At 73.7% G+C, this 20470-nt stretch carries 19 protein-coding genes; 12 read left to right on the top strand and 7 right to left on the bottom strand.

Annotation, left to right across the window (positions count from 1 at the left end; genetic code table 11):
- Window positions 1-26: 26 nt before the first annotated feature.
- The 3 genes from ACRAKH_RS28535 to ACRAKH_RS28525 all read right to left on the bottom strand — a co-directional run bounded on the left by ACRAKH_RS28535 (window position 27) and on the right by ACRAKH_RS28525 (window position 3363).
- Window positions 27-788 carry a class I SAM-dependent methyltransferase gene (locus ACRAKH_RS28535; protein WP_380719533.1) on the bottom strand — a complete coding sequence of 254 codons (762 nt, stop codon included), beginning with the start codon at window positions 786-788 and terminating at the stop codon, window positions 27-29.
- 78 nt (window positions 789-866) lie between these two features.
- Window positions 867-2795, bottom strand: a complete 1929-nt coding sequence (locus ACRAKH_RS28530; protein ID WP_380719535.1) for a GTP-binding protein — start codon at window positions 2793-2795, stop codon at window positions 867-869.
- A 145-nt stretch (window positions 2796-2940) separates the two neighbouring features.
- Window positions 2941-3363 carry a protein-tyrosine phosphatase family protein gene (locus ACRAKH_RS28525; protein ID WP_380719537.1) on the bottom strand — a complete coding sequence of 141 codons (423 nt, stop codon included), beginning with the start codon at window positions 3361-3363 and terminating at the stop codon, window positions 2941-2943.
- A gap of 200 nt (window positions 3364-3563) precedes the next feature.
- Between ACRAKH_RS28525 and ACRAKH_RS28520 the strand changes: the two genes are divergently transcribed.
- Window positions 3564-4070 (top strand): GNAT family N-acetyltransferase, encoded by a 507-nt coding sequence (locus ACRAKH_RS28520; protein WP_380719539.1) that lies wholly within the window; start codon window positions 3564-3566, stop codon window positions 4068-4070.
- On the opposite strand, the gene ACRAKH_RS28515 is transcribed toward ACRAKH_RS28520, so the two are convergent.
- Window positions 4051-4461 carry an SWIM zinc finger family protein gene (locus tag ACRAKH_RS28515; protein WP_380719541.1) on the bottom strand — a complete coding sequence of 137 codons (411 nt, stop codon included), beginning with the start codon at window positions 4459-4461 and terminating at the stop codon, window positions 4051-4053. The genes ACRAKH_RS28520 and ACRAKH_RS28515 overlap by 20 nt on opposite strands.
- A 26-nt stretch (window positions 4462-4487) precedes the next feature.
- Between ACRAKH_RS28515 and ACRAKH_RS28510 the strand changes: the two genes are divergently transcribed.
- Together ACRAKH_RS28510 and ACRAKH_RS28505 are read left to right on the top strand one after the other, a co-directional pair.
- Window positions 4488-5198, top strand: coding sequence for a 3-keto-5-aminohexanoate cleavage protein (locus tag ACRAKH_RS28510; RefSeq protein WP_380719543.1), 711 nt, complete (start codon window positions 4488-4490; stop codon window positions 5196-5198).
- Window positions 5199-5249: 51 nt separating this feature from the next.
- A complete protein-coding gene (locus ACRAKH_RS28505) occupies window positions 5250-5888 on the top strand; it encodes a LysE family translocator (RefSeq protein WP_380719545.1) in 639 nt (212 codons plus the stop codon).
- Window positions 5889-6203: 315 nt separating this feature from the next.
- Here the strand turns inward: ACRAKH_RS28505 and ACRAKH_RS28500 are convergent, their stop codons facing one another.
- On the bottom strand, window positions 6204-6854 hold the full coding sequence (locus tag ACRAKH_RS28500) for an ACT domain-containing protein (protein ID WP_380719547.1): 651 nt from the start codon (window positions 6852-6854) through the stop codon (window positions 6204-6206).
- A 223-nt stretch (window positions 6855-7077) separates the two neighbouring features.
- Between ACRAKH_RS28500 and gatC the strand changes: the two genes are divergently transcribed.
- The 7 genes from gatC (at window position 7078) to ACRAKH_RS28465 (ending at window position 16530) form a co-directional block, all read left to right on the top strand.
- Window positions 7078-7377, top strand: coding sequence for an Asp-tRNA(Asn)/Glu-tRNA(Gln) amidotransferase subunit GatC (gene gatC / locus ACRAKH_RS28495; RefSeq protein ID WP_380719549.1), 300 nt, complete (start codon window positions 7078-7080; stop codon window positions 7375-7377).
- A 34-nt stretch (window positions 7378-7411) separates the two neighbouring features.
- Window positions 7412-8929, top strand: a complete 1518-nt coding sequence (gatA, locus tag ACRAKH_RS28490; RefSeq protein WP_380719551.1) for an Asp-tRNA(Asn)/Glu-tRNA(Gln) amidotransferase subunit GatA — start codon at window positions 7412-7414, stop codon at window positions 8927-8929.
- A complete protein-coding gene (locus tag ACRAKH_RS28485; RefSeq protein WP_380719553.1) occupies window positions 8926-9132 on the top strand; it encodes a hypothetical protein in 207 nt (68 codons plus the stop codon). The genes gatA and ACRAKH_RS28485 overlap by 4 nt, the downstream gene beginning before the upstream one ends.
- Window positions 9129-10631: an Asp-tRNA(Asn)/Glu-tRNA(Gln) amidotransferase subunit GatB gene (gene gatB / locus ACRAKH_RS28480; protein WP_380719555.1), complete on the top strand. Its 1503-nt coding sequence runs from the start codon at window positions 9129-9131 to the stop codon at window positions 10629-10631. Before ACRAKH_RS28485 ends, gatB begins: the two co-directional genes overlap by 4 nt.
- Window positions 10632-10943: 312 nt before the next feature.
- Entirely contained in the window at window positions 10944-11204 is a 261-nt protein-coding gene (locus tag ACRAKH_RS28475; protein ID WP_380719559.1) for a hypothetical protein, read from the top strand.
- Between the two features lie 157 nt (window positions 11205-11361).
- Window positions 11362-13938 (top strand): CHAT domain-containing protein, encoded by a 2577-nt coding sequence (locus tag ACRAKH_RS28470; RefSeq protein ID WP_380719561.1) that lies wholly within the window; start codon window positions 11362-11364, stop codon window positions 13936-13938.
- 105 nt (window positions 13939-14043) lie between these two features.
- Window positions 14044-16530, top strand: a complete 2487-nt coding sequence (locus tag ACRAKH_RS28465; RefSeq protein WP_380719563.1) for a M14 family zinc carboxypeptidase — start codon at window positions 14044-14046, stop codon at window positions 16528-16530.
- A 7-nt stretch (window positions 16531-16537) separates the two neighbouring features.
- On the opposite strand, the gene ACRAKH_RS28460 is transcribed toward ACRAKH_RS28465, so the two are convergent.
- A complete protein-coding gene (locus ACRAKH_RS28460; RefSeq protein ID WP_447009405.1) occupies window positions 16538-17719 on the bottom strand; it encodes a PQQ-dependent sugar dehydrogenase in 1182 nt (393 codons plus the stop codon).
- A 10-nt stretch (window positions 17720-17729) separates the two neighbouring features.
- Window positions 17730-18656 (bottom strand): alpha/beta fold hydrolase, encoded by a 927-nt coding sequence (locus tag ACRAKH_RS28455; RefSeq protein ID WP_380719567.1) that lies wholly within the window; start codon window positions 18654-18656, stop codon window positions 17730-17732.
- Between the two features lie 30 nt (window positions 18657-18686).
- Here ACRAKH_RS28455 and ACRAKH_RS28450 point away from each other — a divergent pair, with 30 nt between their 5' ends.
- A complete protein-coding gene (locus ACRAKH_RS28450) occupies window positions 18687-19601 on the top strand; it encodes a 2-hydroxyacid dehydrogenase (protein ID WP_380719568.1) in 915 nt (304 codons plus the stop codon).
- 72 nt (window positions 19602-19673) lie between these two features.
- The gene (locus ACRAKH_RS28445; RefSeq protein WP_380719569.1) at window positions 19674-20420 is read left to right on the top strand and encodes a DoxX family protein; all 747 of its coding nucleotides are present in this window, start codon (window positions 19674-19676) and stop codon (window positions 20418-20420) included.
- The last annotated feature ends 50 nt before the right edge of the window (window positions 20421-20470 follow it).

The raw sequence follows: 20470 nt of genomic DNA, 5'->3' as shown, positions 1-20470 counted from the left end.
GTCGCCGCCCGTCATGTCGCCGCCCGTCATGTCGCCGCCAGCGGTCGGTAGACGGAGACGTGGGTGCTGCTCGCGCCGGTGAACGGACGGCGGTCCCAGGACTCGTGGCGCTCGGTCAGGCGGAGTCCCGCCCGCTCGGCCATCAGGTCCAGCTCGCCGGGGAACGTGTAGCGCTGCGCGTGCGGCTTGAGCCGGATGCCGTCGGCGGTGAAGATGACCTTCTGGCTGACGAACCGCTGCGCCGCCAGGTCGACGTCGTACACCTCGATGGCGGCCGACTCGGCGTCCGCCCACAGCGCCTGCACCCGCTTCCCGCCCGGGAAGCGGGACGGGTCGGGGACGTAGGTCTCCACCACGAACGCGCCGTCCGGCTCCAGCACCCGTGCGACGTTCGTGAAGCAGTCGGCCTGCCGCCGGACGTCCACCAGGTTGAAGATCGTGTTGAACACGAGGTACACCAACGCGAACCGGCCCGTCACGGGCACGTCGGCCATGTCGCCGATCGTCACCGGCACACCCGACCCGCCCGGCTTGGCTGCCAGCTTCGCGGCCATCAGCTCCGATCCCTCCACACCCTCCACGGGCACACCGCGCGCCGCCAACGGCAACGCCACCCGTCCGGTGCCCACGGCCAGTTCCAACGTCCTCCCGCCATCGGCCAGCGAGGCCAGGAAGTCGACGGCCGCGGTCGGGTCGGGGGTGGGGCCGGTGTCGTAGTCCTCGGCCCACACCTGGCCGAAGAACGCCGGATCACCGATCACGTCGTAGCTGGACGATGAAGTGGACAAGTTCGTCTCCTGTTCTGGATCACGGATCGCCGCGTCGCACGCGGCGGTCACTTGGTCGACCCCGGTCGCACACGGCGGTCACTCGGTTCGCCGCGTCACGCGCAGCAGGTATTCCTTGCGGTTCAACGGGTTGTGGTCGGTGCGCGGCCGCACGGGCGCCTCGCCGCGCACCGGCGCGTAGTGCGAGAACGACGTCTCCAGCACACCTTCACCCCGCGTCAACCCCGGCAGCTGCCGCTGGAACGCGTGCACGCGCGCCGCCGGGATGTCGCCCTCCAGCACCGACGTCCGCCCCCGCGTCACGGTCCCCACCAGCACCGCCCCCACCCGCGCCAGCACCGGCGTCAGCGCACCGACCACATCGCTCGGCACCTCCACCGAGAACCGGTGCACGGGCGACAGCACCTCGGTCCCCGCCTCGCGCAACGCCGCCATCAGCACCAGCGGCGTCAGCAGCCGGAAATCACCGGCCGTGCTGGACATGCTCTTGTCGAACGACCCGTGCGCGTGGGACTGCCGTGCCCAGTACCCGGAGTGCGTCATGGTCACCGCGCAATCGGTGACCCGCCACCCGCGCAACCCCTGCTCCAACGTCTCCCGCACGGTCTCCTCGACCGCCTTGAAGAACGCGAACGGCATCGACCCCAGCTCCACGCCGAGCCGGAACGTCACCCCGTCACCCGGCTCGACCCGCAACCCGACCGTCGCCAGGAACGGGCCGGCGCCGATGAACTCCACCGCCTCCCCGACCCCGACGGGCCGTTCCAGGCACAGGGTCGTCGTCTCCCGGAACGTCACGTCGATCCCGTACTCGGACGCCAGCGTCGCCTGCACGACCTCCTTCTGCACCTCGCCGTACAGCGACACCCACAGCTCCCGCCGCACCTCGTCCTGCCGCAGGTCGATCAACGGGTCCTGCTCGGCGAGCTGCGTCAACGCCGTGTGCAGCGCCCCGCGGTCGGCCGACGACGACGGCACCACGACCGTCTCCAACGTCGGCGGCGCGAACCGGTGCTCGCGCGACGCCGTGGGGACGCCGATGACGTCACCGATCCGGACGTCCTCCAACCCCCACACCTTCGCCACCTGCCCGGCCCGGACGGCGTCGCACCGCACCACCGAACCCGCGGCGAACACGCCGATCGCGGTGACCTTCCGCCCGAGGACGCGGTCGCGCACGCGCAGCGTCCCGGAGAACACCCGCACGAACGCGATCCGCTCGCCGGCCGGCCCACGTTCCACCTTGAACACCGTCCCGGACACCGGCCCGTCGGCGGAGCCGGACGACGGCGGCAGCAGCTCCACCAGACCCGCGACCAGCTCGGGCACCCCCGCGCCGGTGATCGCCGACCCGAAGTACACGGGGTGCACGGCGCACCGCCGCGTCTGCGCCGCCACGACCGCGCGCAGGTCGGGCAGCCGGCCACCGTCGACGTACGCGGCCAGCACCGCGTCGTCGTGCTCGGCCAACACCTCCACCACGTCGTCGCCCAACCCGGGCACGACGGAAGCGGCACGGGCGCCCGCGTCCCGCACCCGCCCCGTGGCGATGACGGCGGGCGTGAGGAAGGCGGCGACGTCCCGCAGCACGGCGTCCGGCCGCGCCCCACGCCGGTCGACCTTGTTCACGAACACCAGCGTCGGGATGCGCAACCGCCGCAACGCGCGCATCAGCACGCGGGTCTGCGCCTGCACCCCCTCGACGGCCGACACCACCAGCACCGCGCCGTCGAGCACGCCGAGGACCCGTTCCACCTCGGCGATGAAGTCCGGGTGACCGGGGGTGTCGATCAGGTTGACCGTCGTGCCGGCGACGTCGAACGACACCACCGCGGCTTTGATCGTGATGCCGCGCTGCCGTTCGAGGGCCAGCGAATCGGTCCGGGTGGTGCCGTCGTCGACACGGCCCACCTCGTCGATGACACCGGCGGCGTGGAGCAGCCGCTCGGTCAGGCTCGTCTTACCGGCGTCGACGTGCGCCAGGATCGCCAAGTTCAGCGTTCGCACCAAGCGTCATGTCCTCTAGACAGGTGGGAAGAACCTTCTGGAAGGGCATGACAGCTCGCACGATCGTTCTCCTCGGTCGACGGGTGGGACGTCCAGCACCAAAGCAGCCGCCCGACCGGGGCGGCAACCGATTAACTCCCCGGCGTCACGCCGGGAACCTCTGGACCCACCGCTTCTGCCAGGGTGTTTCCACCGCGCGACGGTGGTAGTGCGTTCGCGCCCACGCCACCGCGTCACCCGATGGGACGCCCGCGAGCACGGCCAGGCAGGCGATCACCGTCCCGGTCCGCCCCACCCCGCCGCCGCACGCCACCTCGACCGGTTCCCCGGCGACGGCCCGCGCGTGGAGGTCGCGGATCAGCGCCACGGCCCGCTCCGACGACCGGGGCAGCCGGAAGTCCGGCCACTCCACCCACTCGTGCGGCCAGTCGAGGCGGTGCTTGCGCCGCATCCGCTCGGAACCCAGGTACAGCCCGTAGGCGGGCGTCCCCTCGGGCGTCGGGTTCCGCAACCCCCGACCGCGCACGAAAGCGCCGTCGGGCAGTTCGATCGCACCGGGAAGCGTCATCACGTCATCCTCGTCGTCGGAGGTGAGGCCGGCCCCGGTGCCCACGACCCGCGAGGCGCCGAGACCGGCGGCGATTGTGCCCGACGGCGGCCCGCGCGATCCACGTCGCCCGCAGTCTTGCGGCCCGTGCCTTGATCGCACCCGCCGAGCGCAGTTGTCTGGATGGGCAACGGGGAGTCGAGCGAGGTGGAGGGGACCTGATGGCCGACATCGTGGTGAGGCCCGCGAGGGAGAACGAGTGGGCGGCGGCGGGCGCGATCACCGTGGCCGCCTACCAGGCCGACCGCCACATCGACAGCCACACGGGCGGGTACGCCGACACGCTGGTCGATGCCCGCACGCGCGCCCGGGAGGCGGAGCTGCTGGTGGCGGTGGACGCGGAGAACACCGTGCTCGGCACCGTCACGGTGGTGCGGCCCGGCACGTCGTACGCCGAGGTCAGCCGGGACGACGAGGTGGAGTTCCGGATGCTCGCGGTGAGCCCGTCGGCCCGGGGGAGGGGCGTCGGCGAGGCGCTGGTGCGCGCGGTGATCGTGCGGGCGCGGGAGCTGGGCGCGCGGCGGCTCGTGATGAGCAGTTCCGAGCACATGACCACGGCGCACCGGCTCTACCGGCGGCTGGGGTTCCGGCGGCTGCCCGAACGCGACTGGCGGCCGGTGCCGGACGTGGACGTCACCGCGCTCGGGTTCAGCCTCGAACTCGCATGACCTCGTCCCGCAGCGACCGGTCCCGCGCGGCGCGGTCGTAGAGCAGCTCCACCAGGGTCGCGTGGTCCAGCTCGGCGAGGCGGGCGCGCAGCTCCGCGTCCTCCGCGTCGGGCGGCGGCACGGTAAGGCCGCGCTCCAGCAGCACCAGGCCGACCGCGACGCAGTGCTTGCAGAAGAACCCCTGCGACCCGTAAGGGCAGGAGCACTCGCCCGTCAGGTGGGTGCCCTCCCAGGCGAGCGTCACCCGGTACTCGTCGGCGCCGCGCACCACGCCGTCGACGTGCCGCGAGCGCACGGCCAGCTCCACCACGGCGTCCTTGTACGTCAGCCCGCGCCAGTACGACTTGGCGCCCGCGTGGTGGCGCAGCAGGGCTGGGGTCAGCGTCGGCATGGCGGTATCCAACACCGTGTGGTTCGGTGGGTTCCGTGCTCCAGGCCTGTCTGAACGGAACCCGCGAGCCGGGCAGCCACCCCAGCCTGCCGATCACGCCGCACGAGCTGGCGGCCGACGCCGCGGAGTGCGCCGGGTCGGGCGTCACGTCGCTGCACCTGCACCCCCGTGACGTGGTCGGACGCGAGGTGCTGGCGGGTCCCGAGGTGGCGACCGCGGTGTCCGTGGTGCGGGTCGCCGTGCCGCACGTGGAGATCGGCGTGACCACGGGCGCGTGGATCGTGCCGGACCCGGTCCGCCGGGCCGAGCTGGTGCGCGGCTGGGCGGGCCTGGCCGCGGGGCGGCCCGACTTCGCCTCGGTCAACGTCCACGAGGACGGCTGGCGCGAGGTCGCCGCGGCGGCGCGGGACGCGGGCGTCGGCATCGAGCTGGGAGTGTTCCACGAGCGGGCGGCCCGCGTGCTGCGCGACGAGGGCGTGCCGGAGGGGACGGTTCGGGTGCTGGCCGAGGTCCAGCCGGGGGAGACCGTCGGGCACGCCGAACGGCTGCTCGACCTCCTCGCGCCGCTCGGCGTCCCGGTCCTGCTGCACGGCGAGGACGACAGCGCGTGGCCCGTCCTCGACTACGCGCTGGCGAACGGCCTGCACACCCGCATCGGCCTGGAGGACACCCTCACCGGCCGTGACGGCGCGCCCGCCGCGGGCAACGCCCACCTCGTCGCGCAGGCCCTCCGCTGACGGCCGGAAAACGCCTGGTCCACGAGGTGCCGGCGGGGTTACGTTGACGGCATGGTGTCCACCGACCGGCTGCTGGCGTTCGCGGCCATGTCGCTCCTGCTGATCGTGATCCCCGGACCCAGCGTCCTGTTCGTGGTCGGCCGGGCGCTCGCGCAGGGCCGCCGGGCCGCGCTGATCACCGTCGTGGGCAACACGCTCGGCGCGTACGCGCTGGTCGTCGCGGTGGCGTTCGGCGTGGGCGCGATCGTGGAGCGCTCGGCCCTCGTCTTCACCGCGCTGAAGCTCGTCGGCGCCGCGTACCTCGTGCACCTGGGCGTGAAGGCGTTCCGGCAGCGCAAGTCGCTGCACGCCGCGTTCACCGCCGGCGCTCCCGCCCGCGGCGGCCTGCGCACCCTGTGGGAGGGCTTCGCGGTGGGCGTGGCGAACCCGAAGACGATCATCTTCTTCGCCGCCGTGCTGCCCCAGTTCGTGGACCGCGCGCAGGGCCACGCGGCGGCTCAGATGCTCGTCCTGGGCTTGGTCTTCAACGTCATCGCGATCGCCTGCGACAGCGCGTGGGGCCTGGCCGCCGCGACCGCGCGCACCTGGTTCGCCACCTCACCGCGCCGCCTGTCCCTGATCGGCGGCGCCGGCGGCCTGGCCATGATCGGCCTGGGCCTGACCGCGGCCACCACCACCCGCACCACCTGACCAGCCCGCCCAGGCCACTGTCCCCAACCGCCCAGGCGACCACCACCTCACGCCCCGCGCCCAGGCCACTGCCCCAACCCGCCCAGGCCACCACCACCTCGCGCCCCCCGCGCCCACCCAGCGCCCCGCAGCCACCAACGCCCCACCCGGCACCACAGGCCACGTCAGCCCCCCCGACGGTGACCACCACCGCGAGGTCGCGTCGGTCGTTCGCGACTCATTTTCCGGCGATCACGCTCTACCGATCGCCGGAAAATCAGGCGCGAACGACCGACTCAATGGCGACCGAGCCCGCGACGCCGAAGGCGGCGCAATTCAATACAGCACCACCGACACGATCCCGGCCAGGTGGGCGAGCCGCGCGACCTCGGCGGCGCGGAACATCGGACCGCCGGGACGGCCCACGAGGAGCACCCGGTCGGGCTTGCCGAGCGGCGTGGCGGCCAGCTCGGTGCCCAGTTCCTGCCACGTCTCGGGCACCCAGTCGTCCTCGCCGTCGAGCACCGTGGCCCGCGCGAGCGGCAGCCACGGGGGCGTCTCCAGCCGGGTCTCGGGCGCGGCCGACGAGGAGGTCAGCCGGTGCACGGCGCTGCCGTCCCACGACACGACCACGGCCCACCCGGCGCGGATGATCTTCGGCACGCCCTCGGTGAACACCTCGAGCCCGTGCTTGGGGTCCTCGGCGACCTCTTCGACCAGTTCCAGCTCGCGGTGGGTGTCCAGCACACCCGCGTACGGCCGGACGGCGTCGACCTCGACGCCTTCGATGGACTCGGCGGCCGTGATGAGCACGTCGGGCAGCCGCCCGGAGGGCAGTTCGACCACCAGGTCGTCGATGGCCAGGCCCGCACCGCGCTCCACCACGTCCACGCTGAGGATGTCGGCCCCGATCTCGCCGAGCGCGGAGGCGACGGCGCCCAGTGTGCCGGGACGGTCCGGGAGCTGGACCCGGATCAGGAAGGACACGGTGCACGCCTCCAAGGCTGTGGTGGAACATCGAGGTGGAACTCGCCGGCCGATGATTCTCGCAGACGCAGCTTCGCTTTCCGACCCACCAGGCGCGTTGCGCACCGGTAAAATCGCGCACCCACGCGCGCGAGCGCGGGTAACCCGGTCGGAGCCGCGCCTGACCAGCCAATAGACTCGGCGGGTCCCCAATCCGAACATCCGACCCACGGGGGTTGACGAGGTGCCCAGCATCTCCCGCGACGAGGTCGCGCACCTGGCCCGGCTGGCGAGGCTCGCCGTCACCGACGACGAGCTGGACCTGTTCGCCGGCCAGCTGGACGTGATCCTGCAGTCGGTGGCCACGGTGGGCGACATCGCCACCGCGGACATCCCGCCCACTTCGCACGCCGTTCCGCTGACCAACGTGTTCCGCGAGGACGTGGTGCGTCCCAGCCTCGGTCAGCGGCAGGCGCTCGCGGGCGCCCCCGCCGCCGAGGACGGACGCTTCCGCGTGCCCCGCATCCTGGGGGAGGAAGCATGACCGCCGACGTTATCTTCCGCGCGGAGGCGGAATCATGACCGATCTCATCCGCGGCACCGCCGCCGAACTGGCCGCCCGGATCGCGAGCCGCGAGGTCTCCGCGGTCGAGGTCGCGCAGGCCCACCTCGACCGCATCGGCGAGGTCGACGGCGCGGTCCACGCGTTCCTGCACGTCGACACCGAGGGCGCGCTGGCCGCGGCCCGCAAGGTCGACGACGACATCGCCGCGGGCGCGCACGTCGGCCCGCTGGCCGGTGTGCCGATCGCGCTGAAGGACGTGCTCACCACCGAGGGCGTGCCGACCACGGTCGGCTCGAAGATGCTCGAGGGCTGGCTGCCGCCCTACGACGCCACGGTCACGCGCCGGCTGAAGGAGGCCGGCCTGGTGATCCTCGGCAAGACCAACATGGACGAGTTCGCGATGGGCTCCTCCACCGAGAACTCCGCCTACGGCCCGACCCGCAACCCGTGGGACCTGGACCGCATCCCCGGCGGCTCGGGCGGTGGCTCGGCGGCGGCGCTGGCCGCGTTCGAGGCGCCGCTGTCGATCGGCACGGACACCGGCGGCTCGATCCGCCAGCCGGGCGCGGTCACCGGCACGGTCGGCGTGAAGCCGACCTACGGCGGTGTCTCCCGGTACGGGCTGGTGGCGTTCTCGTCGTCGCTGGACCAGGCCGGGCCGTGCGCCCGGACGGTGCTCGACGCGGCCCTGCTGCACGAGGTCATCGGCGGCTACGACCCGATGGACTCCACCTCGATCGACGCGCCGGTCCCGCCCGTGGTGGCGGCGGCGCGCGAGGGCGCGAACGGCGACCTGTCCGGGGTGCGCGTCGGCGTGGTGACGCAGTTCAGCGGCGACGGCTACCAGCCGGGCGTGCTGCGGTCGTTCGAGGCGGCCGTGGCGCAGCTGAAGCAGCTGGGCGCCGAGGTCGTCGAGGTCTCGTGCCCGAGCTTCGACTACGCGCTGCCCGCGTACTACCTGATCGCGCCGAGCGAGGCGTCGTCCAACCTGGCCCGCTTCGACGCGATGCGCTACGGCATCCGGGTCGGCGACGACAGCACCCGCAGCGCGGAGGAGGTCATGGCGCTGACCCGCGAGGCCGGTTTCGGCCCCGAGGTGAAGCGGCGCATCATGATCGGCACGTACGCGTTGTCGTCGGGCTACTACGACGCGTACTACGGCTCGGCGCAGAAGGTGCGGACGCTCATCAGCCGCGACTTCGAGGCCGCGTTCGCCACGGTGGACGTGCTGGTGTCGCCGACGACGCCGACCACCGCGTTCCCGATCGGCGAGCGCACCGGCGACCCGATGGCCATGTACCAGGCCGACCTCTGCACGATCCCGGCGAACCTGGCCGGCAACGCCGCCATGAGCGTCCCGAGTGGACTGTCCGATGAGGACGGTCTGCCGGTCGGGCTCCAGATCATGGCGCCGGCGCTGCAGGACCACCGCATGTACCGGGTGGCGGCGGCGTACGAGGTCGCGCGGGACGCGGCGCTCGGCGCGCCGGTCATCCAGGGCGTGCCGCAGCCGGCGGGTGCGTCCCGATGAGGGCGGGCGGGGTGTCGCGGGGACGTGCGGTCCTGTCGCTCGTCGGCGCCGCGGGCGCGGCCACCAGCGCGTTCTCCGCGCTGAAGTCGGCCCGCGGCAAGAACGACAAGCTCGCGCTGGTCAACGCGGTGGCGGGCATCCTGGTGGCGATCACCGGCGCGGCGCTGGCCGTGCGGGGTCTGCGGAAGGACGGGAAGGCATGACGTCGGTGGACGAGCTGATGGACTACGCCGAGGTCATCGAGCGCTTCGACCCGGTGCTGGGGTTGGAGGTGCACGTCGAGCTGCACACCAACACGAAGATGTTCTGCGGCTGCGCGAACGTGTTCGGCGGTGAGCCGAACACGCAGGTGTGCCCGACGTGCCTCGGCCTGCCGGGCGCGCTGCCCGTGGTCAACGGCAAGGCGGTGGAGTCGGCGATCCGGATCGGCCTGGCGCTGAACTGCGAGATCGCGGAGTGGTGCCGGTTCGCCCGGAAGAACTACTTCTACCCGGACATGCCGAAGAACTTCCAGACGTCGCAGTACGACGAGCCGATCGCGTTCAACGGCTTCCTGGACGTGACGCTGGACGACGGCTCGCTGTTCCGGGTCGAGATCGAGCGCGCGCACATGGAGGAGGACACCGGCAAGTCGCTGCACGTCGGCGGCTCGGACGGGCGCATCCACGGCGCCGAGCACTCGCTGCTGGACTACAACCGGGCCGGCGTGCCGCTGATCGAGATCGTCACCAAGCCGATCACGGGCACCGGCGAGCGGGCGCCCGAGGTGGCGCGCGCCTACGTCACCGCGCTGCGCGACCTGCTGAAGGCGCTCGACGTGTCGGACGTCCGGATGGACCAGGGCTCGCTGCGCTGCGACGCGAACGTGTCGCTGATGGCGAAGGACGCGGCGGAGTTCGGCACGCGCACCGAGACGAAGAACGTCAACTCGCTGCGCAGCGTCGAGCGGGCGGTGCGGTTCGAGATGACGCGCCAGGCGGCGGTGCTGGCGGCCGGCGGCACGATCACCCAGGAGACGCGTCACTTCGACGAGTCGACGGGCGGCACGTCGTCGGGTCGCACGAAGGAGACCGCGGAGGACTACCGGTACTTCCCGGAGCCGGACCTGGTGCCGATCGCGCCGTCGCGCGAGTGGGTCGAGGAGCTGCGCGGGACGCTGCCGGAGCTGCCGTGGGAGCGCCGCAAGCGGGTGCAGCAGGAGTGGTCGCTGACCGACGCCGAGCTGCGCGACCTCGTCAACGCCGGCGCGGTCGACCTGGTGGCGGCGACGGTGGAGGCGGGCGCGACGCCCGCCGAGGCCCGGTCGTGGTGGGTGGCCTACCTGACCAAGGAGGCCAACAGCCGCGGTGTCGAGCTGGCCGAGCTGGGCATCACGCCCGTCCAGATCGCGCGGGTGATCGCGCTGGTGAACGCCGGTGAGCTGACGAACAAGCTGGCCCGCGAGGTCGTCACCGGCGTGCTGGACGGCGAGGGCGAGCCGGAGGCCGTCGTCGAGGCGCGTGGCCTGAAGGTCGTCTCGGACGACTCCGCGCTGGAGAAGGCCGTGGACGAGGCCCTGGCCGCGCAGCCGGACGTGGCGGCGAAGATCCGCGACGGCAAGGTGGCCGCGGCCGGCGCCATCGTGGGCGCGGTCATGAAGGCGACGAAGGGTCAGGCGGACGCCAAGCGCGTGCGCGAGCTGATCATCGCCCGCTGCTCGTGACACCGGCGGGTGGGGCTCGCGCCGCGGGCCCCACCCGACCGCCGGTGAAGGCGCTCATTTACGGACTCGCGATGGCTCCAACCTGTTAACACATTCGCCCGTTCGAGTGGTAACGCCACCCGAAACGACGCTTCAGTGCTGGTCAGAGAAGCTCAAGATCGGCCCTGTGGTTGCTCTTAGTAAATTTCCTCCTCTCAGCTGCGTCCATCTGTGTCACCCTTAAGCCGTTCGGAAGGGCCGGGGGGCCACCGAAATGATCAATCGGATGCAGAAGACGACCCATAAGGGGTCCGTTGTAGGGGAGGACAACGCATGTCTCAGACTGACCCGAAGCTCGTCGCCGAGATCGACGCCATCGAGGACGAGATCATCGACGCGTCGACCGGACTGGACACCGGCGCGGGTGGCGGCGGGGGCGCCGAGCCCACGGGCGGCCCCTACAAGCCGACGACGGACGACCCGCTGGTCACGCCGATGGGTGGTCCGTACAAGCCGACCGGCGACCCGGAGACGAACGGTGGCCCGTACAAGCCCACCACGGACGAGCCCGCGGCGGCGACCCAGGCGCAATGACGCCGGAGCGGTGACATCGCGGTGACGCGGTACCGGGTGCCGCCGGCCGACTGGCCGGCGGCACCCGCTTGCCGCCTGTGATCTCATTATGACCGTGCCTGCGCAAACACCTGGTCGCAGACCACGCGAGACGCGCGGCGCGTCCGGACCGGACCAAGTGGTCAAGCGGGCCCGGCACTTGCACCGCAGCGCGTTGGACGCGGCCACCGCCGACCGCCACCCGTCCGCGATCCGGCAGATGCGCGCGGGGCTGGCGCTGTTGGAGACACCGGGCATCAACCCCCAGGAGCGGCTGGAGGTGCGCACCCGGCTGCTGAACACCCTGGCGTTCTGCCTGGCCGAGACGGGCAAGGTGGACGACGGCCTGACCCAGCTCGCGGGCGTCGACCAGGAGCTCGCCGGTCTGCGGGACGAGGCGCTGCGGGCGCACCTGTCCACCCTGGTCAACCTCAACCGCGCCGCCCTGCTGTGCCGGGTCGGCCGCATCGACGAGGGCATCGCCCAGCTGGACCGGGAGGTCGAGCGCAGCGGGCGCAGGCTCGCCGCGCACGCCGACCCGGAGTCCGTCGACCTGCTCGCGCTGGCGCTGTCCAACCGGGGCAACGCGCACGGCGAGGTGCACCGCCACGACAAGGCGGTCCGCGACCTGAACCGGGCGGTCGAGCTGGCCGACGCGCACGGCCTGCCGCTGCGCGCCGCGATCGCCAAGCACGCGCTGGGCAACGCGGTGCAGCGCGCGGGCGACATCCCGGCCGCCCTGCGCCACTACCACGAGGCCAACCGGGCGTTCCAGGAACTCGAACCCGGCCTGCTGCTGCGCCTGCGCATCGACCAGGCCGAGGCGATGATCAGCGTCGGGCTGGCCGACGAGGCGGGCCGGCTGCTGGACGAGGTGCTGCCGGACCTGCGCCGCCAGCGCATCGGCCAGGACGTCGCCGAGGCCGAGCTGTTCCGCGCGGCGGCGGCGCTGCAGGACGGCGACCTGGTGCTGGCGAAGCGGATGGCGAACTCGGCGCAGCGGAAGCTGGTCCGGCGCGGCAGCCCGGCGTGGGCGGCGGTGGCCGGGCTGATCGCGTTGCGGGTGGACGCGTCGCGCGCCCACGCGTCACGGCGGACGGTCGCCGGGGTGGTGTCGCGGGCCATCGCGCTGTCGGCCGAGCTGGCCGCGCTGAAGCTGTCGGACCAGGCCGCGTTCGCGCTGGTGCTGGCGGCCCGGCTGGAGGTCCGCCGGGGCGACCCCGACCGAGGCGCGGAGCTGCTGCGCAGCGTGCCGAAGTCGCGTCGGATCGCGCCGATCGACCACCGGATGCTGCTGCGGCTGTGCCGGGCCGAGCTGGCCCTGGCCCGCGGCAACCAGCGGGTGGCGTTGGCGCAGGCGAAGGCGGGCCTCGCGGAGCTGGGCCGGATGCGGGACCGGCTCGGCGGGCTGGAACTCGTGTCCGGCACCGCCGTGCACGGCCGCGAGCTGGGGGAGCTCGCCGTCCGGCTGGTGCTGGAGGGCGGCGACTCGCCGGCCAACGCCAAGCGCCTGTTCGGCTGGCTGGAGCAGACCAGGGCCCAGCTGTACCGGTACGACCCGGCCGAGTCCACTGTGGACTCCGAGGTGGGCGAGCGGATCTCCGAGGTGCGCCGGCTGAGCCGGGCCCTGCTGCGCGCCCGCCTCGACGGGCTGCCGACCGCCGAGCTGGAGGGCCGGCTCAAGGCGAGCCAGCGGGCCGCCACCCGGATGGGGTGGAGCGCGGGCCCGTGGGGCACGCCGCGCCCGGTCGTCACGTCGGACGAGGTGCTGGCCCGGCTGTGCGGGCGGGCGATGGTGAGCTTCGCGGTGTCCGACGACGAGCTGATCGCCGTGGTGCTGGCCGACGGGCGGGTGCGCATGGTGCGGCTCGGCTCGGCGGACGCCGTCACGGAGGGCGCGCGCCGCCTGCACGCCGACCTCAACGCGCTGGCCCCGGACCACCTCCCGCCGCCGCTGGTGGAGGTCATCTCGGCGTCCGCGCGCCGTGAGGCGGAGAAGCTGGACCGGCTGCTGCTGCGCCCGCTGGCGCCCATGATCGGCGACCGGGAGCTGGTCGTGGTGCCGACGGGCGCGCTGTACGTGGTGCCGTGGGGCGTGCTGCCGACGTGCGCGAACCGGCCGACCGTGGCCGTGCCGTCGGCGACCGCGTGGATGTCGGCCACCCGCGAGGACCGCGAGCTGGTCAACGGCGTGCTGCTCGTGCGCGGGCCCGGTCTGCAGGCCGCGCAGGGCGAGATCGACCGGCTCGCGGGCTACCACGGCGACGCGAAGCTGCTCGGCGTCACGGAGGCGCGGGTGAGCGCGGTGCTGGAGGCGTTGGACGGCGTGGAGCTGGCGCACATCGCCGCGCACGGCGAGCACGAGCCGGAGAACGCGCTGTTCTCGCGGCTGGAGCTGGTGGACGGCGCGCTGTTCGCGCACGAGGTGGGCCGGGTGCGCCGGCCGCCGCACCAGGTGGTGCTGGCCGCGTGCGAGCTGGCGCTCAACCGCGTGCGGCCGGGTGACGAGCCGCTGGGGTTCGCCGGCGCCCTGCTGGCCGGCGGCGCGCGGACGGTGATCGCCGCGTCGAGCCGGGTGGGCGACGAGCCGTCGGCGGCGGCCATGGCGGACTTCCACCGCAACCTGGCCGGTGGCGCGTCGCCCGCGGTCGCGTTGGCGGAGGCGGTGGCCGTGGACCCGCTGCGCCGCCCGTTCGTGTGCCTCGGCTCGGGCTGACGCCTCTGCCGACGGGGTGACCGACCGCTCGCCCGGTTGACGGAACGCACCGGACCGACTACGCAGGGTGCAGGAGTTCTTCGACGGTCGATCGGAGGCTGCCCGGTGCGCTCGGTGCTGCTCTCGCTGCTCCTGCTGGCCACGACGACCCCGCCCGTGACCGCCGCACCCGACGTCGGCCGGGCCGACCAGCCGGGCAACGGCCGCGAGCGCAACCAGGTCGCCGCCGTCGACCCGCCCCGCGACGCCTCCGCGCGGAACGCCGACTGGCCGGCCGCCAACCTCGGCTACCCGCGCCACACGCGCCTCCGCGTCCACCCGGAGGACCCGTCCGACCGGGCGATCAAGCTCGGTCTCGCGCCGTACCACTCGCTCGCGCCGCGCCTGGACGACCTCCAGCGCCGCAGCGACCGGGTGTCGGTCGAGGTCGTGGGCCGGTCGACCGCCGGCCGCGACCTCTACCTGGTCACGCTCACCGCGCCCGAGTCGCCGGCCGAGGCGCGCCGGCAGGACGCCTGGCGCGAGAAGATCGAGGACGACCCGGTCGCCGCGCGCCGCGACGTGCTGCTCCGCACCCTCTACAAGGCGCCGGTGTGGATCAACGCCAACATCCACGGCGACGAGTGGGAGGGCACGGACGGCGCGCTCCGCGTCGTCGAGGAGCTGGCCCTGGCCGCGGACCAGCCGACGCGGGACTTCCTGCGCCGCCACCGGGTCCACGCGACCCTCTCCGCGAACCCGGACGGGCGGGTGGCCGGCACGCGGTCCAACGCGGGCGGGTTCGACCTGAACCGGGACTTCGTCACGTCGTCGCAGCCGGAGACGCGGGCGCTGCGGGACGTGGTCCAGCGCGTCCAGCCGCTGCTCGTGCTGGACGAGCACGGGTACGTGGCGAACACGCTGATCGAGCCGACCACCCCGCCCCACGGGCAGAACCACGACCTCGACCTCCACCTCCGGCACGGCTACGCGGGCGGCCTGCGCATGGAGGACGCCGTGCAGGGCCTCGGCCACCCGGAGGCGGCGACACCCGAGATCCCGTTCCGCGACTACGAGCCGGGCGTGTGGGACGGCTGGGCGCCGATCTACACCGCGCAGTACTCGATGTACCACGGCGCGGTGGCCTACACGATCGAGATCCCCTTGCGGGTGAACCGGAACGACTACGTGACGCAGCCGGTGGCCGAGCTGCGCCGACGTGCGGCGATCAACACCGACGTGGTGGAGGCGACGATCCGCAGCGCGCTCGGGTACGTGGCCGAGAACCGGACCGCCCTCGTGGACAACCAGATCGAGGTGTTCCGGCGCGGCCACGCGGGCGAGCCGCTGCGGGCGCTGCCCGACGGGTTCGTGCCCGGCTTCGGCCCCGAGGACCGCTACACCACCGAGTTCCCGCTCGCGTACGTCGTGCCGGTCGGCGAGGCGCAGCGCTCCGGGCCCGCGGCCGCCCGGCTGGTCGACCACCTCGTGGCGCACGACGTGCGGGTGAAGCGGGCCGACCGGCCGTTCGCGCTCGCCGGCCGCGAGTACCCGGCCGGGTCGTACGTGGTGGACCTGCGCCAGCCGAAACGGGCCCTGGCCAACGTGATGCTGGAGGCCGGCCGCGACCTCTCGGACGACGTGCCGACCATGTACGACATCAGCGGGTGGAGCCACCGCCTGCTGTGGGGCGCCTCGGTGGACGTCGTGCGTGACGGGCCGGTGGACGTGCGCGGGCACGACGTGGCGGCGGCGTCGCCGACCGGGTCGGTGCGCGCGGGGCCGGGCCGCGACCTGGCGCTGTCCCTGGTGGACGGCAAGGACGCCGCGGCCGTGAACGACCTGCTGGGACGGGGGCTCGACCTCCGCCGCCAGGACGACGGCACGATCGTGGTGCCCGCGTCGGCACGGCCGGCGGCGGAGGAGGTGTCGGACCGGTACGGGGTCCGGTTCACCGCGGCGGAGCAGCCGGGCGGTGTGCCGCTGCGACGTCCGGTGGTGGCCGCGGCGGTGGCGTCGGACGAGCTGAAGGCGTTGCGGGACATGGGTTTCGACGTGCGCCCCGTGTCGACGGCCGTGCTGGACGCCGGGTTCGACCTGGCCGCGGTGGACGTGCTGGTCGTGTCGTCGGGGTTGCGGTACGACCGGCTGAACGCCGCCGCCAGGGCCGCCGTGGACGCGTTCCTCACCCGCGGCGGGGTCGTCACGCGGGGCGCCACGGGCGCCCGGTTCAACGCCGACGCCGGGGTGCTGCCGGTGCGCGCGGTCGCGGGGCGCGAGGACGCGAACGGCGTGGTCTCCGTGGTGGACGGCACGGGCGCCGTCGACCACTCGTTCGTGTACGCGCCGCACTGGTTCACCGACCTCGGGCCGGGCGTGGAGGCGCGGCAGCGGTACCGGGACCTCGTCGCCGGCCACTGGACCGCGCGCCCCGACGGGACGGGCGGCCAGGAGGAGGCGGCCGGTCAGGCGGCGGTCGTCGCGGGCACGTCGCCGCGCGGCGGCCGGGCGGTGCTGTTCGGCACCGAACCGCTGTTCCGCGATCACCCGAAGGGGTTGTACCGGCAGGTCGCGGACGCGATCTACCGCACCGCGGGCGCCCGGGGCGACTGAGCGGCGGTCAGTCCTTGCTGTCCGGCGGGCCACCGTCGCGGACGATGATCACCACGCGGTCGTCGCTGGACACCGGCGTGCCGCCCGGGTTCTTGTTCACCGTGCCGACCAGCGCGGTCGTGTCGTCCAACGCCACCATCGGCCCGAGCCGGCCGTAGCCGTCCTCGCCGGTCAGACCCGGTTCGGGCTTGCCCGTGAAGCTGCCGTCGGGGTTCATCGGCAACGTCAGCGTGCCCGGCGTGCCGCCCGTCGCCAGCCACACCACGTTCGACAGCGACGCGCACCCGCCGAGACCCGGCCGCTCCGGCCACGACCACGCCGCGTCGCCCAGCGGCTTGCCCGGCTGCACCCGGTACAGCAGGTCCGCCGACGCGCCCGCGTCGGTCACCCACGTCTTCGAGCCGTCACCCGCCACGCACAGCCCGCCCGGCGACCGCAGCCCGCTCGCCAGCACCCGCGACCCCGGGGTCGGGTTGCCGCGCGCCGGCTGGCCCGCGCCGTCGATCCGCAGCACCTTCCCGGCCAGCGAGTCGGGGTTGGCCGCCAGCGCCGGGTTGCCCGCGTCGCCGGTCGCCACGAGCAGCGCGCCCGTCGTGTCGTGGGCCAGCGCGCCCCGGTTGCCGGCCGGGCCCTTCGGAATGCCGGTCAGCACCGGTTTCGGCACGTCGCCCGGCGCGATCCGCATCACGCGGTTGTCGGTCGCGGTGGTCACGTACACGTACACCAGCTGGTCCTCGGGGTACGTCGGCGACAGCGCGAGACCGCTGAGGCCGCCGTCGCCGGAGGCGTCCACGTCGAACTTGGCCACCTCGACCGGGTCGACGTCCTTGGTCACCCGCAGCAGCCGCCCGGTGGCGCGCTCGGTCGCCAGGGCGGTCACCGCGCCGGTCGTCTGGTTCACGTCGATCAGGGCCACCCCGGACACGGGGTTCAGGCACGTGCCGACCACGGCCGGGCTGAAGTCCTTGCAGCCCTGGGGCGGCGGCACCGTCGACTGCTGCCCCGGCTGCTGGCCCTGACCAGGGCTCTTCGGCAGTTCACCGGGCAGTTCCGGCACCGGTCCGGCCTGCGGCGTCAGCTGCGGCGCGGCGCTCCAGCCCTCCGGCGCCGGCTGCTCGGGGAAGCTCGCGCAGCCCGCGGCCAGCAGGCCGAGGGCCGACCCGATCAGCAGTCCACGCAGTCGCGACACGGAACCCAGGTTAGGCGCGCGGCCGTGAACGCGACGTGAGCGCCCCCGCCGCGACGGCGTCCGCGACGTGCTCCGGTGCGTCCGCGCCGAGGTCCGCGCCGGGGCGGGCCTCGGCGTCCACGGCGCGCCGCACCGCGTCGGCCCGGTCGAGCAGGAGCGCCAGCTCCTCCACCACGACCCGGGGGTTCTCCAGCGGCAGGAAGTGGGTGTTCGGCAGCAGTCGCACCCGTGCCTGGGGCAGCCCGGCCACCGGCGTGACCACGCCCTCCGGCGCGGCCAGGAAGTCGTACCGGCCGGCCAGGACCGTGGTGGGGCACGTCACGCCGGTCAGGTCCAGCCGGGGCGTGCGGCCGAGCGCCAGCGCCAGCGTGCAGTACCAGCGCCAGTCGTGCCCGAGGTACCGCCGCACCGACTCGACCAGCGGCCCGCCGACGGTCGGCACCGGCACCCGGTGCAGCACGGCGTCCAGCAGCGGCCCGGCCGCCTTCAACGCGGTCACCCCCGCCACCCCGAGCAGCCGCCGCAGCTCCACCGGCAGGCCCGGCACGCCGAGGAAGCCCGCGAACGAATCACCCGGCGCGCCCGTCACCAGCATCAGGCCGGTCACCCGTTCGGGGTGCCGCAGGGCCAGTTCAGCGGCCACCGTCACGCCCATCGACCAGCCCATCACCACGCACCGGTCGACGCCCGCGCCGTCGAGCACGGCCAGCGCGTCGGCGACGTGGTCCGCCAGTTCGACGCGGCTCGGGTCGGCCGGCCGGTCGGAGTCCAGCGTGCCGCGGTGGTGCCAGGTGTGCACGCGCGCCCCCGGCAGCTCCGGCCACACCGCCGGCGCCGCGCCGAGGCCGGGGCTCAGGAGCACGTCCGGACCGTCCGCGTCGGTCCGCCACACCCTGATCCGCGTGCCGTCCGCGGAGATGACGTCGTGCTCCCGCATGGCGGCAAGTGTGCCGTAACCTGCGCACCCGTGAGCCTCACCGTTCTGGTCCCCGACGACCTCGGCGTCCACGTGCTGTCCGACGTGGAGGGTGTGCAGCCGGTCCGCTACGAGCCCGGGCAGCCGCTGCCCCCCGAGGCCGCGCGGGCGGAAGTGCTGGTGCCCAAGTTCCTGCACGGCACCGACCCCCGCGACGTGTTCGCGCAGCTGCCGTCGCTGAAGCTGGTGCAGCTGCTGTCGGCGGGCGCCGAGAGGTTCGTCGGTGTCGTACCCGAAGGGGTGATGCTGTCGACGTGCCGCGGCGCGCACGGCGGCAGCACCGCGGAGTGGGCCATCGGCGCGCTGCTCGCCATCTACCGGGACTTCCCGGTGTTCGAGCGGGCCCGGCAGGAGCGGCGCTGGGACTACCACCTCACCGAGACGTTGCAGGGCAAGCGGGTGCTCGTGGTCGGCGTGGGCGACCTCGGCGAGCAGTTCCGGCGGCGGCTGGAGCCGTTCGACGCGACGGCGACCCTGGTCGGCCGCACCGCGCGGCCCGGCGTGCACGGCGTGGACGAGCTGCCCGACCTGCTCGGCGGGTTCGACGCGGTGCTGGTCGTCGTGCCGCTGACCGAGGAGACCACCGGGATGGTGGACGCGAAGTTCCTCTCCCGGATGAAGGACGGCGCGATCCTGGTCAACGCGGCCCGCGGCGCGGTGGTCGACACGGACGCGCTCGTCGCCGAGCTGACGTCCGGGCGGCTGCGCGCGGCGCTCGACGTGACCGAGCCCGAGCCGCTGCCCCCGGACCACCCGCTGTGGACCGCGCCGGGCCTGTTCCTCACCCCGCACGTGGCCGGCAGCTGCACGGGGCACGCCGAGCGCGCGTACGCCGTGGTGGCCTCCGAGCTCGCCCGGTTCGCGCGCGGTGAGTCGCCGGCGAACCTCGTCAAGGGCGATTATTAGCCCGTTCGGGTGAACGAACGCGGCGAAACGGACGCTCGCGGACGTCCTCCGAACCTCCTAACGTGCGGGTGCGTGGCTACTCACGACGACCGCTCGAAGGCTTCGGGCGGCTACTCCGACGACGGGTACTACTCCACGAGTGGCGTGGGCGGAGGAGTGCACCACTTCGACGACGGCACCCGCACCATCCAGCGCGACGCCTTCCCCGGCGACGCCTTCGACAAGGACACCAAGAGCTTCGACTCCACCGGGTACACGCCGGTGGCGGACCTGGACGACAAGTCCTCCCACTACGACACGTTCGACGACGAGGACGAGCGCAAGCCGTTCGGCTGGACCGCGAGCGCCGACATCGGCCTGCTCGTGCTGCGGCTGGCGCTGGGCGGGGCGTTCGTGGTGCACGGCCTGCAGAAGGTGTTCGGCCTGTTCGGCGGGCCGGGCATCGACGGGTTCACCCGGTACCTGCAGTCGGCCGGGTTCCGCGAGGCGCGCATCCTCGCCTGGGTCACCGGCGTCACCGAGCTGGGCGGCGGCGCCCTGCTGGTCCTCGGCCTGTTCACGCCGCTCGCGGCGGCCGGCGTGCTCGGGGTGATGGCCAACGTCATCGCGCTGAAGTACCGGGGCGGCTACTTCGCGCCCAACGGCGTCGAGCTGGAGGCCGCGTACGCGGCGATGGCGTTCGCCGTGCTGTTCGCGGGCCCCGGCCGGGCGGCGATCGACCACAACCGCAGCTGGTTCCGCCACCCGCTGCTGTCCGGCTTCCTCTGCCTCCTGGTCGCCGCCGGCGCGACCGCGGCGACCCTCTACGTGTTCCGTTGACATTGCCGCTGCTCCGCAGACGGCGGGCTCGGTCGCCTGGAAGTCGACCG

It is taken from the genome of Saccharothrix hoggarensis, from assembly GCF_052936025.1.
The sequence above is the reverse complement of the archived record's forward strand: the minus strand, read 5'-3'. Positions and strand labels throughout refer to the sequence as shown.

Excerpts from the sequence above, each read along its gene's own strand:
- ACRAKH_RS28525 (WP_380719537.1), bottom strand. The coding sequence starts at position 3,363 with ATGACGCTTCCCGGTGCGATCGAACTGCCCGACGGCGCTTTCGTGCGC.
- ACRAKH_RS28520 (WP_380719539.1), top strand. The coding sequence starts at position 3,564 with ATGGCCGACATCGTGGTGAGGCCCGCGAGGGAGAACGAGTGGGCGGCG.
- ACRAKH_RS28515 (WP_380719541.1), bottom strand. The coding sequence starts at position 4,461 with ATGCCGACGCTGACCCCAGCCCTGCTGCGCCACCACGCGGGCGCCAAG.
- ACRAKH_RS28505 (WP_380719545.1), top strand. The coding sequence starts at position 5,250 with ATGGTGTCCACCGACCGGCTGCTGGCGTTCGCGGCCATGTCGCTCCTG.
- gatA (WP_380719551.1), top strand. The coding sequence starts at position 7,412 with ATGACCGATCTCATCCGCGGCACCGCCGCCGAACTGGCCGCCCGGATC.
- ACRAKH_RS28485 (WP_380719553.1), top strand. The coding sequence starts at position 8,926 with ATGAGGGCGGGCGGGGTGTCGCGGGGACGTGCGGTCCTGTCGCTCGTC.
- gatB (WP_380719555.1), top strand. The coding sequence starts at position 9,129 with ATGACGTCGGTGGACGAGCTGATGGACTACGCCGAGGTCATCGAGCGC.
- ACRAKH_RS28475 (WP_380719559.1), top strand. The coding sequence starts at position 10,944 with ATGTCTCAGACTGACCCGAAGCTCGTCGCCGAGATCGACGCCATCGAG.
- ACRAKH_RS28455 (WP_380719567.1), bottom strand. The coding sequence starts at position 18,656 with ATGCGGGAGCACGACGTCATCTCCGCGGACGGCACGCGGATCAGGGTG.